We start from the raw sequence: 14356 nt of genomic DNA, 5'->3' as shown, positions 1-14356 counted from the left end.
GTCCGGCCCGCTCTCAATGCGGCTTTCAGGCTATCGACATATCCAACGGCGGTGCAACATTCGCCGGCAGCGGACTGACATAGGGCGTTCTTGCGGTCCGCTTCTTGAGGTCGGCCTTGGCGGCCGCGATCAGTTCCGGCTCCATCAGCGCCTTGACGCCGAGGCCGGCCATCGCCTTGGCCGCCTGCACCATCGCCTTGTGCGCGGCCGGCGTCTTGCCCTGCGCCACAACCTGCCAGGTGTGGAACGGCGTGCCGATTGCAACCGTCGGTGCATGAACCTGCACGGTCGGCACCACCCAGCTGACGTCGCCGACGTCGGTCGAGCCGATCAGCGGATTGCGCTTGGCGTCGATCGGCACCAGGAAATCGGCGAGCGGCCGGTCGGTCGGCTCCATGCCGATCGCGTAATAGACCGAGGCGATGTCCTTGTCGGTCAGGGTCGCGCGGATCTTGCCGGCGAAATCCTTGTCGGCATCGTCGAAATGCGGCGGCCCGAGCTCTTCCATGATCCGGTGCAGCGTCTGTTCCAGCGGCGTGTTGGGCAGGATGTTGGAGACCGCGGAGATGATCTTCATCTCCACCTTGGTCTCGGTCATCAGCGCCGCGCCCTGCGCGATCTTGTGCACGCGCTCGACCAGCTCGTTCATGCCGGGCAGGTCGCGGGCGCGGATCGAATAACGCACGCGGGCATGGGCCTGCACCACGTTGGGCGCGATGCCGCCGGTGTCCAGCAGCGCGTAGTGCACGCGGGCGTCGCTCGGCATGTGCTCGCGCATGTAGTTGACGCCGACATTCATCAATTCCACCGCATCGAGCGCGCTGCGGCCGAGATGCGGCGAGGCCGCCGCATGCGAGGTGCGCCCGGTGAAGATGAAGTCTGCGCGGGTATTGGCGAGCGACGGTGTCACCGCCACCTCCCAAAAACTGTGCGGATGCCAGGTGATGGCGATGTCGGCGTCCTCGAACGCGCCACAGCGCACCATGAAGGCCTTCGCCGCGCCGCCTTCCTCGGCGGGACAGCCGTAATAGCGCACGCGGCCCGGAACCTTGTTGGCCGCAAGCCAGTCCTTCACCGCGGTCGCGGCGAGCAGCGCGGAGGAGCCGAGCAGATTATGGCCGCAGCCATGGCCGTGGCCGCCGCTCTCGACCGGGCGATGCTCGGCGATTCCGGACTCCTGGCTGAGACCGGGCAGGGCGTCATATTCGCCGAGGAAGGCGATCACCGGGCCGCCTTCACCCCATTCGCCCATCACCGCGGTCGGGATGTCGGCGACATTCTCGATGATGCGAAAACCCTGATGGCGCAGCTCGGCCAGATGTTCGGCGGATGATCGCGCCTCGGTGTAGCAGACCTCGGGCATCGCCCAGACCCGGTCGCTCAATTCGATGAAACGCGGCTTGATCGCGTCGACGCCGCGCCAAACGTCACTACGGTTGTCCATTTGCTCCGGTTCCTTAACGCTAGAGCATGATCCGGAAAAGTGTGAAGCGGTTTTCCGAAGAGATCATGCTCAGACAATGAGCCAAAGCGCGATGACCTCATCGCGCTTTGGGCAATCTGAAGCGCGAAACGCTAGCAGCTTGCCGCGACGCCGCCTAGCGCGCCGCGGCAGACCTGCTTTTCCGAATGTCACGTCTTGGTGTGCAGAAATATTTCTGCGTCAGGCGGCGCTGAGCCGCTCGAGGCCTTTCCAGTCGAAGGCGATGCCGTGCCCGGGGCGATCCGGCGCGATCGCCATGCCCTGCTCCAGAACCAGCGGATGCTCGATATAGCGATCGAGACCGAAGCCGTGCGCCTCGAGATACGATCGGTTCGGGCACGCCGCCAGCAGATGCACCGTGATGTCATGCGCGCCATGACTGGTGACGGGAATATTGAAGGCCTCGGCGAGCCGGGCGATCTTCATGAAGCTGGTCACGCCGCCGCAATTGGTGACGTCCGGCTCGGCATAGGACAGCGCGCCGCCGGCGATATAGGGCTTGAACTCCCACAGGCTGCGCAGGTTCTCGCCTGTTGCGATCGGCACGCCACCGGCCTGCAGGATGCGGGCGTGGCCTGCGACGTCGTCCGGAATGGTCGGCTCCTCGAGCCAGGTCAGGTCGAACGGTTGCAGGGCGCGCGCGGCGCGGATCGCCTCCTCGACGGTCCATTTCATGTTGGCGTCGGCCATCAGCGGAAACTCGTCGCCGAGATGGCCGCGCATCGCCTTCACGCGCGCCACGTCGGACGCAAGGCTCGGCCGGCCGACCTTCATCTTGATGGCGCGAAAGCCCTTGGCCAGATTGTCGTCGGTCTGCTTCAGCAAACCATCGAGCGGCAGATCAAGATCGATGCCGCCGGCATAGCAGGGGACGCGGCGGTCGAAGCCGCCGAGCAGCTGCCACAGCGGCAGCGATGCCCGGCGCGCCTTGAGGTCCCACAACGCGACGTCGAGCGCGGACAGCGCCAGCACCGTCGGCCCGCCGCGGCCGCCATAATGCAGCGCCCACCACACTTTGTGCCAAAGCTGCTCGGTGTCGTCGGCCTCCATCCCGCGCGCGATCTCGGGAATTTCGCGGCGCAGGAGATCGGCGACGGCGCCGCCATTGCGGCCGACCGTGTAGGTGTAGCCAGTGCCCTCCGCGCCGTCGGCGTCGCGGGCGCGGATCGTGACGAGCTCGAACGCCTTGATCTCGCCATGCGTGCTGTCGCTCAGCACCACCGGGAGCGGGATCTTGTAGAATCCGATGCTGAAGTCCTTGAGGATGGCCACGCCGGAACTCCCTGTCATGGACGTATGCAATGCGCGGCATACGATCCCAGAAGCCCCGGCTGCCCGCAACCTTGCGCCTGCGAATGTCTGCCTTGAGCGATCGGCGTGTCTTCTGAGATGCAAGGCATATGACCGCGTGGCAGCGCAGCGGTGACACGCGCTGGACGTCGGCGCGCTGCGTCTGAACGGGATTCAGCGCCCGCATTGCGGTCGCATTGGCTCCAATGAATGGCCACGGAAAAATCAGACGCCAGCCAAACTTCGCGCGTAGGTTTTATCGCTTGCTGAACTGAAAGGAACCGACCATGCGCAATTTCACTGCATTCGTCACTGTTGCTGTGCTCGCCCTCGGAACGCCCGCCTTGGTGCAAGCGCAAGGCGCACAACCCAAGGCGCCGCCGCAATCATCTGATCAGTCCAATGTCATCCGCAGCATTGAGGTCGTCGACATCAAGGACCTCAAGCCCGAGATGCGATCGAAGGTCGAGGATGCCATTGCAAAGACAAAGGAGGACGACATCCAGTCGCTTCGGAAGTCGATTGACGCGACGCCGCAGGCGGTCTCCGCGCTCAAGGCCAAGGGCCTGACTTCGTCGCAGGTCGTCGCTATCAACATCGCCGACGGCGTCCTGACGATGTTCGCCAAAACAGCCTGACAAGGATCGGCGAATGTCGGCGTCGGTGGTTGGACCTCCCCGCGGCCACCGATGCCAACGACTCCCGCAGCCGGCGCTGCGGGAGTTTTCATTTCTCATCGGCGCGGCGCGTCCGATGGACTTTCACCGAGAAGAGTGATCAGTCAGGCGCGCTGGGCCTGGTACGTTCCGCGCGTTTCAATTCGCGATCGATCAGCGTGCAGACGCGCCGCCGCGCCAGCAGGTCGAGCCGCGCGCGCGTCGTGCCTTGCCTGGTCTTGCCGTTGATGTCGAACGACCAGGCCCAGAGGTCGGGTTCGATGTTCGTGAGCGTGTACTGAATGTCCCGATGACGATCGATCAGCTTCTTCATGCCGTTTCTTCTTGTTGGCTGAAGATTGCATAGCCAGATCGTGAAGGCGCCTGTATCCGGTCGAATACTGAGTCGGGTGTCCGCGGGGCGGAATTTTTCCCAATCACTGATTTGGGGTCGCTGTCCAGTGGCTGCGTGCAACTGACGAGTGCTCATGAAGATTCGCCGTCGTCCTGGCGAAGGCCCATTACCCCACGTGCGCATTGTTGCGCGACGCTGGGGCCACGATCTCGTTCACGATCAAAATGCGGGGGCTATGGGTCCCTGCTTTCGCAGGGACGACGGGTGGAGAGATCTCAGCTCAGCGTCACTACAACAGTCATCCCACCCCTCACAAATTGATCACCCCGCGCCGCGCGGCGTGGGCGACGGCGTCGGTGCGGCCGGTGGCGTCGAGCTTGTCGAGCAGCGAGCCGACATGAAACTTGGCGGTGTGGACGGAAATTCCGAGCCGCTGTGCGATCATCTTGTTGGATGCGCCTTCGGCCAGCAGCGCCAGCACGTCGAGCTCGCGCGGCGTCAGCTCGAAGTCGCCGGCCCCCGCGGCCTCGCGGTTGCGTGCGACGACCGCTGCCGTGGCCTGTTCGCCCGGCGCGGCGAGCCGCAGGCCGGCGACGCTGCCGAGCAGGGTCGCCAGCCGGTCGGCGAGGACGGCGTCGTCGACCTCGAGCGCGATGACGATCTCGTTGGCCGGCTCGCCGCTCACGTCTCGGGCCTCTCGCCGACCGTCACCTTGAAGTTCAGCGGCTCGCCGCCGCGATGCACGGTAAGCTCGACCACCGTGCCGACGCTCTGCGGTCCGAGGCCGCGCGACAGCGCCCGCACGCCGGACAGCTTCTCGCCATTCACGGCAATGATCACGTCGCCCTGCCGGATGCCGGCCGCGGCCGAGGGGCCGGCCTTGTCGACGTTCATCACCATCGCGCCGAGGCCGTCGTCGAGACGGACCGACTGCAAGCCGACGCCAAGATATCCGCGCGCGATGCGGCCGCTCTTCTCGAGCTGGCCGGCGACCCGCTCGATGGTCGTAGCCGGGATCGTCAGCACGCGGCGCGGGCCGAGCACGGCCATGCCGAACGGCTCGCCCGCGGCGTCCAGCGCGAGGCCGCCCTGCTGGCTGTGCCGCAGCCGAACGTCGAGCTCGATCCGTGCATCGATTTCGCCGCCGCGCAGGCTGCGCCAGGCCGGACCCGACAGTGCGACCATGCCGAGCCGCGCGGTCGGCGCGCCGCGGTCGGCGGCGACGATCACCGCGAGCGATCCCAGCGCGGGGCTCCCGGTCGACAGCTTGACGGGGGCGGCGGCGCCGTCGACGCGCAGCAGCGCGATGTCGGTGGTGTGGTCGCGTCCGACGATGGTCGCCTGCCTGCGGCTGCCGTCGGCAAACTGGACTTCGATCTCGCCCTCGTCGGCCAGCGCTTCGTCGGCGGTGACGACAAGGCCCGCCTTCCAGACAAAGCCGGAGGCGCGCGCGCGATACGAATGCACGGAGACGATTGCGGGCGCAGCGCGCGCAATGGTCTCCGCAAGGGCTGACGACAGCGAGGACAGGATATTCGGTTCGGTCATGGGAAACTCCGTTGGCTTCCCTCAATCTGGGATGTCGCGGCTGACGGCGATACTGGCCGGATGGGCAGGGTGTGGCCGGACCGCCCGGAACTGCCGCTCAGCTCAGCCGCTGCAGGGTCGCCTTCGGGCTCTCGCCGAACTTGGCGCGGTAGGCGCTCGCCATCCGGCTCAGATGGGTAAAGCCGAGGTCGAATGCAATATCGACGATGCGTTCGCCCGGCCGCGCCGTCTTGAGGCGGGCGTTGAGATGGGCGAGGCGGATGTCGAGCAACATCTCGGACACGGTGGTGCCGAAGTGACGGCGGAAGCCGAGTTGCAGCGCGCGGATGCCGGTGCCCGCGATCTCCGCAAGCTCGGCGAGGTCCAGCGGCTCGGTCGCCCGGCTCTCCAGAAAGGCGCGCACGCGTTTCAAGGCGGCCGGCTGGGCCTCAGTGCGGCCGTTGAAGACATCGATCGCCGAACTCAGGTTGTGCCGCTGCCCGTTGAGCAGGACATTGAGAAACGACTCGCGCCAATCGGCCGCCGCGACCGCCGACAAGGTCTTGCGCGGCCCGAGCTGCTCGGCGGCCGTGACAAGATGCTCGATCCTGGCCGAGAGCGTCTGCCCGAGCGGCCCGCTCAGCGCGACGGCCGGATCGAACTCGACTTGCCTCACCGCCACGCCGCCAAGCGCCGCGGCGCGATGCTCGACCAGCCTGCGGTCGAGCAGCAAGATCAGCTGGGCGCAGTCGCCGCGCCAGGTCATTTCGGTCGGAATGGTCGGCGACAGCAGCGAGGCGGTGTGTCGTGGTCCGGTGGTGAGCTCGCGCGCGGCGGTCCGCACCGAAGCCGAGCCGGACAGCGGCATCTGCAACAGGAAGAAGCGGTCGAGGCAGCCGGGATTGATCGCGACCGATCCGCCATAGGCGACATAGTTGACGGAGAACCCGTCGAAGCCGGCGCAATTGTGATGCGCGGAGAAATCGCTCGCGGAATGATCGACCGGCGTCAGATCGTGCGGGCAGAAGATGCGGCCGATCGCTTCCGCCGCATCATCGACGCGCGCCGTCGCCACGCGCGCGAAATCCCTGAGCCTTGCCGAACTTGCTCTTGCCGAAACCTCGTTGCCAACAGCAGTCACGCCGGCCGTCCGGAGTTGTTTGAGGTCTAAAACATCGTGCAGCCTAGAGCATCCCGCGGCAAAGGGGAACGCCGTTTCGTCGTGCAATCTGCCCGATCTGAGCGCAGGCGAATGCGGCGGCATTGGGCGGACGCCGCTCGGCGCCGCGCTCCCGCATTGCAGCATGAACGTGCCGGGTGCGGATTCGTTTATCGGCTAGACAGCCTCACCGGCCGGCGACAGGCTCCGTGCCGGCAATGCGCATCAAAACTGGAGAGGCTGACATGGGCACGCTCGAAAAAGGCATTACCCGAAGCGGCACCGGCTACGGCGGCAAAACCTGGAATATCCTGGGCCAAGTCTACTATCCGAAGGCGGTCACCGACTCGACCTTCGCGTTCGAGACCAACAGCGATCCCGGCCAGTTCGTGCCGGTGCACATCCACCCGACCCAGGACGAGTTCATCCTGGTGCAGGAAGGCGTGCTCGACCTCAAGCTCGACGGCGTCTGGGTGCAGGCCAAGGCCGGCGACCTCGTGCGCATGCCGCGCGGCATCCCGCACGGCTATTTCAACAAGTCGGACAAGCCGGCGCGGGCGCTGTTCTGGGTCTCGCCGATGCAGAAGCTCGAGGCGCTGTTCGACAAGCTGCACAATCTGCAGGACCCCGTCGAGGTAGTACGTATCTCCGCCGAGCACGAGGTGGATTTTCTGCCGCCGGAAGCCAACGACTAGCCGGCGGCCAAACAGACAATACGCAGGCGAAGCGGCAATCGCCGGAGCTGGACTCCGGCGATGACGGGGACGCGTGCGCTTAACGAAATTGGACCTGTTCATTCAATTCGGAGCGGTTTCATGGTCAAGCAGAAGAATGTGTGCGTCATCGGCGCGGGCATTTCCGGGCTCGCCGCCGGCAAGGCCTTTGCCGGTCGCGGCCACAAGGTGACCATCATCGAGCGCAGCGGCGATCTCGGCGGGGTTTGGGAGCCGGCGCGCTCCTATCCCGACGTCCAGACCCAGAGCCCGAAGGAGCTTTATCGCTACACGGACAAGGCGATGCCGGAGTCCTATCCGGAATGGCCGAAGGGTCCGCAGGTCCATGCCTATTTGCGCGACTACGCCCGCAGCCACGGGCTCGACGGCGCGATGCGGTTCGACACCAAGGTCGAAGGCATGAAGCGCCGTGCCGACGGCAGGCCGGGCTGGACGCTGGCGCTGCGCTCGACCGACGGCGCCACCGGCCACGAGGATTTCGACTTCGTCGCGGTCTGCACCGGGCAGTTCAACGAGCCGCAGACCCTGCCGCTGGCCGGCGAGGACGGCTTCAAGGCGCAGGGCGGGCAGATCCTGCATTCATCGCAATACAGCGATCCAACGCTCGCCAAGGGCCGCAAGGTGGTCGTGCTCGGCGGCTCCAAATCGGCGACCGACATCGCGGTGAATGCGGTCAATTCCGGCGCCAGCGAAGTCACCATCGTGTTTCGCGAGCCGGTCTGGCGGATTCCCTATTTCGTCGGCGGCCTCGTCAACTTCAAGCGCATCCTGTACATCCGCGCCCAGGAGCAGATGTTTGCGAGCTGGGGCATCGGCCCGATGGCACGCCTCGCGCATGTCGTGGCAAAGCCGTTCGTCTGGGCGAACTGGCGTGGGCTCGAGAGCATGCTGAAGATGCAGCTCAAGCTGAAGCAATGCGGCATGGTGCCGAAGGAGCGGATCGAGGACGGCGTCAATTGCTCGGTGCCGATCGCAACACCCGGCTTCTATCCGATGGTCGCCGACGGCCGGATCAAGGCGGTGCGCGGCACTTTCGACCATTACGACGGCAAGACCATCGTGATGAGCGGCGGCCAGCGCGTCGCGGCCGACATCGCCGTGCTCGCGATCGGCTACAAGCTCGGCGTGCCGTTCCTGCCCGAGGAGTATCAGAACAAGCTGGTCGAGCCCGACGGGCAGTACCGGCTCTACCGGCTGATCGCCAATCCCGATCTGCCCGACATGGGCTTTGTCGGCTTCAATTCGAGCTTCTGCACCGTGCTGTGCGCGGATCTCGCCGCGAACTGGCTGGTACGCTACGCCGACGGCCAGCTGGCGCGGCAGCCGAGCGCGGCCGAGATGAATAGCAACATCGCGATGATGCTGAACTTCCGGCGCGTCGAGCGTCCGGCAGCGGGCGTCTATGGCGGGCTGTGCGTCGCGCCCTACCATTTCAAGCATTTCGACGAGTTGCTGGCGGACATCGGCACCAAGGCGTCGCGCCGCAACCCGCTGGTCGAAAAGTTCACGCCGCCGGACGCGGACGCCTATGCCCGCTTCCTCGCGACCGCGCCGGAGTACAGGGCGGTGGCATGAGAACGTCACGGTTGACTGGACCGAGGAGGTAGCCGAAACACCTTCGTTGTCCGCCGCCGGCAGGCCGGCGACATCGAGGGAAGCATGATGCCACAGCCGTTCACCTACCAGGTCAGCCCGATGCGGGTCGTGTTCGGGGTCGGCACGGTCGCGCAGCTGGCGGCCGAGCTCGACCAGCTCGGCGTCAACCGCGCGCTGGTGCTGGCGAGCCGGCGGCAGCAGGCCGAGCTCGGCGATCTCTCTGAGCTGACCGGCGGCCGTGTGGCCGGATTGTTCGACGGCGCGGTGGTGCACACGCCGGTCGCGATGACCGAACGTGCGATGGAGATCGTCCGCGCGCTCAAGCCGGACGGCGTGGTTGCGATCGGCGCCGGCGCCGCGACCGGCCTCAGCAAGGCGATTGCGCTGCGCACCGACCTGCCGCAACTGATCGTGCCGACGAGCTATGCCGGCTCCGAGATGACGCCGGTGCTCGGCGAGACCGTCGACGGCGTCAAGACCACGCAATCGTCGCCGAAGATCCTGCCCGAGGCCGTGATCTACGACGTCAACCTGACCGTCTCGATGCCGGCGAAATTCTCGGCGATCTCCGGCCTCAACGCCATCGCGCATGCGGCCGAGGCGCTGTACGCGCGGGACGGCAACCCGATCACTTCACTGATGGCGGAAGAGGCGATCGCGACGCTTGCCTCGTCGCTCCCCGACGTGATCGCGCGGCCGCGCGATGTCGAGGCACGCTCGGACGCGCTCTATGGCGCGTGGCTGTGCGCGGTCTGTCTCGGCACCGTCGGCATGGCGCTGCATCACAAGCTCTGCCACACCGTCGGCGCGCTGTTCGACCTGCCGCATGCCGAGACCCATGCGGTGCTGCTGCCGCACACCATCGCCTACAACACGCCGGCCGCGCGCGATTCAGTCAGCCGCGCGGCGAGGGCGCTTGGAGCGGCTGACGCTGCCGATGGCCTGTTCGATCTGTCGGCAAGGCTCGGCGCGCCGCACTCGCTCGCCGAGATCGGCATGCCCGAAGACGGCATCGCAAAGGCGGCCGCGCTCGCCACCAAAAATCCTTACTGGAATCCGCGGCCGATCGAGGAGAGCGGCATCCGCGACCTGCTGAAGCGCGCGTGGTCCGGCGCGCGGCCGCAGGCTGGATAGATCAGACGCCGATCGCGTTGCGCGCGATCACGTCGCGATAGAACGCCGCGCTCAATTTCGGCACCCGGGCCTGGGTCTCGAAATCCACCCGGTAGAGGCCGAAGCGCTTCTCGTAGCCGAAGATCCATTCGAAATTATCCATCAGGCTCCACAGGAAATAGCCGTGGACCGGGACCCCGTCGGCGGTCGCGCGCTGCAATTGCGCGAGGTAGTTGCGCAGGAACATGATGCGGTCGAGGTCGTAGATCTGCCCGTCCGGGTGCACTTTGTCCTCGCCGGACGTGCCGTTCTCGCTGATGTAGATGCTCTTGATGTTCCACAGCTTGGCGGCGATCCGCGGCGCCCAATAGATCGTCTCCGGTGCGATCCGCAGCCATTCCGAGCTCATATGCGGGAAGGAAGCCGGCATCGGCAGCGGCTTCCAGCCGGGGGCATGGTCCGTCGCAAGGATGTAGCATTGCGGCGCGTAGATGTTCAGCCCGACGAAATCATTGGGCTGCGAGATGATCTTCAGCTCGTCCGCGGTGAATTTCGGCGCATCCGCGCCGGCATATTGCAGGAAGCCTTCGGTGTACTTGCCTTCGAGGACGACGCCGAGAAAACCTGCGTTGAGCTCGCGGGTCGCGATCTCGGTGGCGCGGATGTTCTCCGGCGTGTTGAAGGCGGGAACGCAGGCGGTGATGTTTTCGGCCGGCCCGACCCGCGTGCCGGCACGGCCTTTGGCGCGGATCGCCTGCACCGCAAGGCCATGCGCCAGCGCGACGTGGTGGCGCGCCTGGTTCACCTCGCCCGCCGGCAGCTTCAGCCCCGGGGCGTCGACGCCGAGCGCATAGCCGAACGGCAGGAAACGCCCGACCTCGTTGAGGGTGAACACGTTCTTCACGCGGTCCGTCAGTCGCTGCGCCACATAGCCGGCATAGTCGCCGAATGCCTTCGAGGTGTCGCGCGAGCGCCAGCCGCCGACGCGGTCCTGCAGCGCCTGCGGCAGGTCCCAGTGATAGAGCGTGGCGTAGGGCTCGATGCCGTTCGCCAGCAGCTCGTCGACCAGGCGGTTGTAGAAGTCGAGGCCCTTCGGGTTCGGCGCGCCGGTGCCGTCGGGAAACACCCGCGGCCAGGCGATCGAGAAGCGATAGGCCTTGGCGCCGAGCTCCTTGATGAGGCGGACATCCTCCTTGTAGCGGTGATAGTGGTCGTTGGCGCGGTCGCCGGTCGAGCCGTCCTCGATCTTGCCCGATGTATGGGTGAATGTGTCCCAGATCGATGGGCCGCGGCCGTCCTCATTGACCGCGCCCTCGATCTGGTAGGACGAGGTCGCGGTGCCCCAGACGAAGCCCGTGGGAAAGTTCGTGCCGTCCGGCCGCGACGCACGGTTTGCAGCCTCGGCAGGGCCGGTCAAACCGAGCGCCGAGAGGCCAGCGAGGCCCGCAAACTGCCGGCGCGAGAACTTTCCGAACATTGTTGTCTCCCGTCGCGGGCGTTGCCGCTGGAATGCGAGCCGTACGTTAACCTTCCATCCCGCCGTTGAGCAACAAGGGTCAGCAGGGCCAAAGCGCCGTGGGGAGCGGCGCACCAATCGGTGCGAACCGTTGTGATGTCAATGTCGCGGAGTTGGCAGTTTTGTGACGACATTTTCTCTACTAGATTGCCTGCTACGTCCTTCCGCAAGTACATCCGATAATCCCCGAGATCCCCGTGAGCTGCGCGCGATGAACAAGCCTGCAACCCATGTCCGAAGGGCGCTCCTGCGTCGTCTTGCCACTGCGATCGGCTTGGCTTTGGCGATGGCCGCAAGCGCGCAGGCCGAGCAGACATTTTCGTTCGACCACACGCCCGGAAAGCTGCCGAAGACGGTCGTCCCGCTGCATTACGCGATCGAGCTGACGCCTGACATCGCCGGCCTGGCTCTGCCCGGCGTCGAGACCGTCGACGTCGAGGTGCGCGAGACGACCGCGCAGCTGACGCTGAACGCGGTCAACACGACATTCGCAGAGGTTACGATCGATGACGGCGCGCAGCGCGCGGAGGTCGCGACCGACGCCACCGCGCAGACCGCAACGCTGACCTTCGCCAAGCCGCTTGCGGCCGGCCGCCACAAGCTGCGCATCGCCTTCACGGCGCAGATCAATAAATTCGGCACCGGCCTGTTCTCGGTCGACTACCCGACCAGGACCGGGATCAAGCGGATGATCTCCAGCAAGCTGGAGCCGGCCGATGCGAGGCGGATCTTCCCGTGCTGGGACGAGCCGTCGTTCAAGGCGAGCTTCGCGCTGACCGTCGTCATTCCGCGCAATCTGCTCGCGGTCGGCAACATGCCCGTGACGGGCGAAGAGCTGGTCGCCGGCGACCTCAAGAAGGTTGCGTTCGCGCCGACGCCGAAGATGTCGAGCTATCTGTTCGTGCTCACGGTCGGCGAACTCGAGCGCGTCACAGCGGATGCCGGCGGCGTCACGGTCGGCGTGGTGACGACGGAGGGCAAGGGCGGGCAGGGCCGGTTCGCGCTCGACAGCGCGGTGAAGCTGCTCGCCTATTACAACGACTATTTCGGCGTCAAGTATCCGCTGCCGAAGCTCGACCTGATCGCCGTTCCCGGCGGGTTCGGCGGCGCGATGGAGAACTGGGGTGGCATCACCTTCTTCGAAAGCCGGCTGCTGTTCGACCCCGCGACCTCTGCGGAGACCGCGCGGCGCGGCATCTTCGCGATCATCGCGCACGAGATGGCGCATATGTGGTTCGGCGATCTCGTCACCATGGCGTGGTGGGACAATCTCTGGCTCAACGAGGGTTTTGCCAGCTGGATGGCAACCAAGGCCTCTGAGCAGTTCTATCCAGAGTGGCAGGGCTGGCTGAACGGCTACGGCGCGAAGCAGTTTGCCATGACGCTCGATGCGCGGCGCACCTCGCATCCGGTCCAGCAGCCGATTGCCGATCACAGTGAAGCAGTCACGGCATTCGACGCCATCACCTACAACAAGGGGCAGGCGCTGATCCGCATGCTCGAGAATTATCTCGGCGAACAGGCATTTCGCGACGGCATCCGCAAATACATGGCCGCGCATGCCTACAGCAACTCGACGACCGCTGATCTCTGGCAGGCGCTCGAGAGTAGCGGCGGCAAGACCATCACCGGCATCGCCGCCTCGTTCACCGAGCAGGCCGGCGTGCCGCTGGTCGTGGCTGAGGCGGACTGTGTTGGCGCCGCGCAGCGCCTGGCGTTGCGGCAGGATCGCTTCGTGATCGCGCCGGCCAACGATCCGCCGCTGCCGGCCCGCAACTGGCAGATCCCGGTCGCGGCCGGACCGGCGCATGGCAAGCCGTTCGACGAGATATTGCTGAAGAAGGCCACCAATATCCCGGCCGGCGCGTGCGGCGATGCGATCAAGGTCAACCTCGGCGACGTCGGCTACTACAGGGTCGAGTACGGCCCGAAGAACCGTGCGGCGCTGCTGAATGCATTCCCGCAAATGCAGGTCGTCGACCGTCTCAATGTCGTCACCGACAGCTGGGCGCTGGTGCAGGCGGGCCGCGCGGAGGCGCCGTCCTATCTCGCGCTGCTCGATGCGCTCGATGCCGGTGACCATCGCGCGGTGTGGGACCAGGTGATCTCGACATTTGCCGCGCTGAACCGCCTGTCGCGCGGCCGCACCGAGCGGCCGGTGATCCAGGCCTATGCCCGCGCCAAGCTGCGCCCGGTGTTCGATCGGATCGGATGGGACGGTTCAGGCGGCGATGATACCGCGTTGTTGCGTGCAAGCCTGATCTCGACGCTTGGCGACGTCGGGGATGCGGCTATTGTGGCGGAAGCGAAGCGGCGCTTTGCGGCATTCGCCGATGATCCCAATTCGCTTCCGACCGCATTGCGCGATGCCGTCACCCATGTTGTCGGTGTGACCGCCGATCGGGCGACCTACGACCAGCTGCTGGCGCTCGCGCGCAGCAGCACGGCGACCAATGAACGGCTGCGCTATTATCTCGCGGCGGCAAGCGCCCGCGATGCCGAATTGGCGCGGGCGACGCTGGCGTTGACGCTGACCAGCGAATTGCCCGACACGATCGTGACAGGGATGATCAACGCGGTTGCGTCCGCCGGCGAGCAGCCACAGCTCGCCTGGGACTTCGTCCGGACCAATTTCGATACCTTGCTGGCAAGGCAGGGGCCGAACTTCCGCGACCAGTTCGTGCCGAACTTCATGACCAATTTTACCGATGAGGCGCACGCTGTGGAACTGGCCGCGTTTGCTCCGTCGCAATCAACCACCGGCGGACGGGTGATGGTGGCGCGATCCGTGCAGGCGATCGCCATCTCGGCCGATCTTGCCGCGCGCGTGCTGCCCGCCGCCGACGCCTGGATCAGGGCGCACAAGCCGTGAGATCGCGAGGGAGTTTCCGGCGGCACGCGATGCGGCTATGCTCCGTGCGCGGCAT

General features: G+C 66.0%; 12 protein-coding genes. 5 read left to right on the top strand and 7 right to left on the bottom strand.

Annotated elements, in window-relative coordinates; translation table 11 throughout:
* Positions 1 to 25 precede the first annotated feature (25 nt).
* Entirely contained in the window at positions 26 to 1444 is a 1419-nt protein-coding gene (locus tag E2I15_RS22870) for a M20 family metallopeptidase (protein ID WP_137477990.1), read from the bottom strand.
* A gap of 219 nt (positions 1445 to 1663) precedes the next feature.
* A complete protein-coding gene (locus tag E2I15_RS22865) occupies positions 1664 to 2773 on the bottom strand; it encodes a mandelate racemase/muconate lactonizing enzyme family protein (RefSeq protein ID WP_137477989.1) in 1110 nt (369 codons plus the stop codon).
* Positions 2774 to 3060: 287 nt separating this feature from the next.
* Here E2I15_RS22865 and E2I15_RS22860 point away from each other — a divergent pair, with 287 nt between their 5' ends.
* Positions 3061 to 3411 (top strand): hypothetical protein, encoded by a 351-nt coding sequence (locus tag E2I15_RS22860; RefSeq protein WP_137477988.1) that lies wholly within the window; start codon positions 3061 to 3063, stop codon positions 3409 to 3411.
* Positions 3412 to 3550: 139 nt separating this feature from the next.
* On the opposite strand, the gene E2I15_RS22855 is transcribed toward E2I15_RS22860, so the two are convergent.
* The 4 genes from E2I15_RS22855 to E2I15_RS22840 form a co-directional block, all read right to left on the bottom strand.
* A complete protein-coding gene (locus E2I15_RS22855; protein ID WP_137477987.1) occupies positions 3551 to 3763 on the bottom strand; it encodes a hypothetical protein in 213 nt (70 codons plus the stop codon).
* Positions 3764 to 4094: 331 nt separating this feature from the next.
* Positions 4095 to 4469, bottom strand: a complete 375-nt coding sequence (locus tag E2I15_RS22850) for a response regulator transcription factor (RefSeq protein WP_069279495.1) — start codon at positions 4467 to 4469, stop codon at positions 4095 to 4097.
* Positions 4466 to 5332 carry a S1C family serine protease gene (locus E2I15_RS22845; RefSeq protein ID WP_137477986.1) on the bottom strand — a complete coding sequence of 289 codons (867 nt, stop codon included), beginning with the start codon at positions 5330 to 5332 and terminating at the stop codon, positions 4466 to 4468. Before E2I15_RS22845 ends, E2I15_RS22850 begins: the two co-directional genes overlap by 4 nt.
* Before the next feature lie 97 nt (positions 5333 to 5429).
* Positions 5430 to 6452 carry an AraC family transcriptional regulator gene (locus E2I15_RS22840; protein ID WP_170991454.1) on the bottom strand — a complete coding sequence of 341 codons (1023 nt, stop codon included), beginning with the start codon at positions 6450 to 6452 and terminating at the stop codon, positions 5430 to 5432.
* A 263-nt stretch (positions 6453 to 6715) separates the two neighbouring features.
* Here E2I15_RS22840 and E2I15_RS22835 point away from each other — a divergent pair, with 263 nt between their 5' ends.
* The 3 genes from E2I15_RS22835 (at position 6716) to E2I15_RS22825 (ending at position 9934) form a co-directional block, all read left to right on the top strand.
* The gene (locus tag E2I15_RS22835) at positions 6716 to 7165 is read left to right on the top strand and encodes a cupin domain-containing protein (RefSeq protein ID WP_137477985.1); all 450 of its coding nucleotides are present in this window, start codon (positions 6716 to 6718) and stop codon (positions 7163 to 7165) included.
* 120 nt (positions 7166 to 7285) lie between these two features.
* Entirely contained in the window at positions 7286 to 8779 is a 1494-nt protein-coding gene (locus tag E2I15_RS22830; RefSeq protein ID WP_137477984.1) for a flavin-containing monooxygenase, read from the top strand.
* 87 nt (positions 8780 to 8866) lie between these two features.
* Entirely contained in the window at positions 8867 to 9934 is a 1068-nt protein-coding gene (locus E2I15_RS22825; RefSeq protein ID WP_137478229.1) for a maleylacetate reductase, read from the top strand.
* A gap of 1 nt (position 9935) precedes the next feature.
* Here E2I15_RS22825 and E2I15_RS22820 read toward each other — a convergent pair whose 3' ends face one another.
* On the bottom strand, positions 9936 to 11390 hold the full coding sequence (locus E2I15_RS22820; RefSeq protein WP_137477983.1) for a GH1 family beta-glucosidase: 1455 nt from the start codon (positions 11388 to 11390) through the stop codon (positions 9936 to 9938).
* A 250-nt stretch (positions 11391 to 11640) separates the two neighbouring features.
* Here E2I15_RS22820 and E2I15_RS22815 point away from each other — a divergent pair, with 250 nt between their 5' ends.
* Positions 11641 to 14301, top strand: a complete 2661-nt coding sequence (locus tag E2I15_RS22815) for a M1 family metallopeptidase (protein ID WP_137477982.1) — start codon at positions 11641 to 11643, stop codon at positions 14299 to 14301.
* The last annotated feature ends 55 nt before the right edge of the window (positions 14302 to 14356 follow it).

It is taken from the genome of Bradyrhizobium sp. BR2003 (assembly GCF_009720285.1).
Taxonomy (GTDB): Bacteria; Pseudomonadota; Alphaproteobacteria; order Rhizobiales; family Xanthobacteraceae; genus Bradyrhizobium; species Bradyrhizobium elkanii.
The sequence above is the reverse complement of the archived record's forward strand: the minus strand, read 5'-3'. Positions and strand labels throughout refer to the sequence as shown.

What these genes read in the sequence shown, in the direction of transcription:
- E2I15_RS22870 (WP_137477990.1), bottom strand. Translation starts at nt 1,444, where the DNA reads ATGGACAACCGTAGTGACGTTTGGCGCGGCGTCGACGCGATCAAGCCG.
- E2I15_RS22865 (WP_137477989.1), bottom strand. Translation starts at nt 2,773, where the DNA reads ATGACAGGGAGTTCCGGCGTGGCCATCCTCAAGGACTTCAGCATCGGA.
- E2I15_RS22860 (WP_137477988.1), top strand. Translation starts at nt 3,061, where the DNA reads ATGCGCAATTTCACTGCATTCGTCACTGTTGCTGTGCTCGCCCTCGGA.
- E2I15_RS22855 (WP_137477987.1), bottom strand. Translation starts at nt 3,763, where the DNA reads ATGAAGAAGCTGATCGATCGTCATCGGGACATTCAGTACACGCTCACG.
- E2I15_RS22845 (WP_137477986.1), bottom strand. Translation starts at nt 5,332, where the DNA reads ATGACCGAACCGAATATCCTGTCCTCGCTGTCGTCAGCCCTTGCGGAG.
- E2I15_RS22835 (WP_137477985.1), top strand. Translation starts at nt 6,716, where the DNA reads ATGGGCACGCTCGAAAAAGGCATTACCCGAAGCGGCACCGGCTACGGC.
- E2I15_RS22830 (WP_137477984.1), top strand. Translation starts at nt 7,286, where the DNA reads ATGGTCAAGCAGAAGAATGTGTGCGTCATCGGCGCGGGCATTTCCGGG.
- E2I15_RS22825 (WP_137478229.1), top strand. Translation starts at nt 8,867, where the DNA reads ATGCCACAGCCGTTCACCTACCAGGTCAGCCCGATGCGGGTCGTGTTC.
- E2I15_RS22820 (WP_137477983.1), bottom strand. Translation starts at nt 11,390, where the DNA reads ATGTTCGGAAAGTTCTCGCGCCGGCAGTTTGCGGGCCTCGCTGGCCTC.
- E2I15_RS22815 (WP_137477982.1), top strand. Translation starts at nt 11,641, where the DNA reads ATGAACAAGCCTGCAACCCATGTCCGAAGGGCGCTCCTGCGTCGTCTT.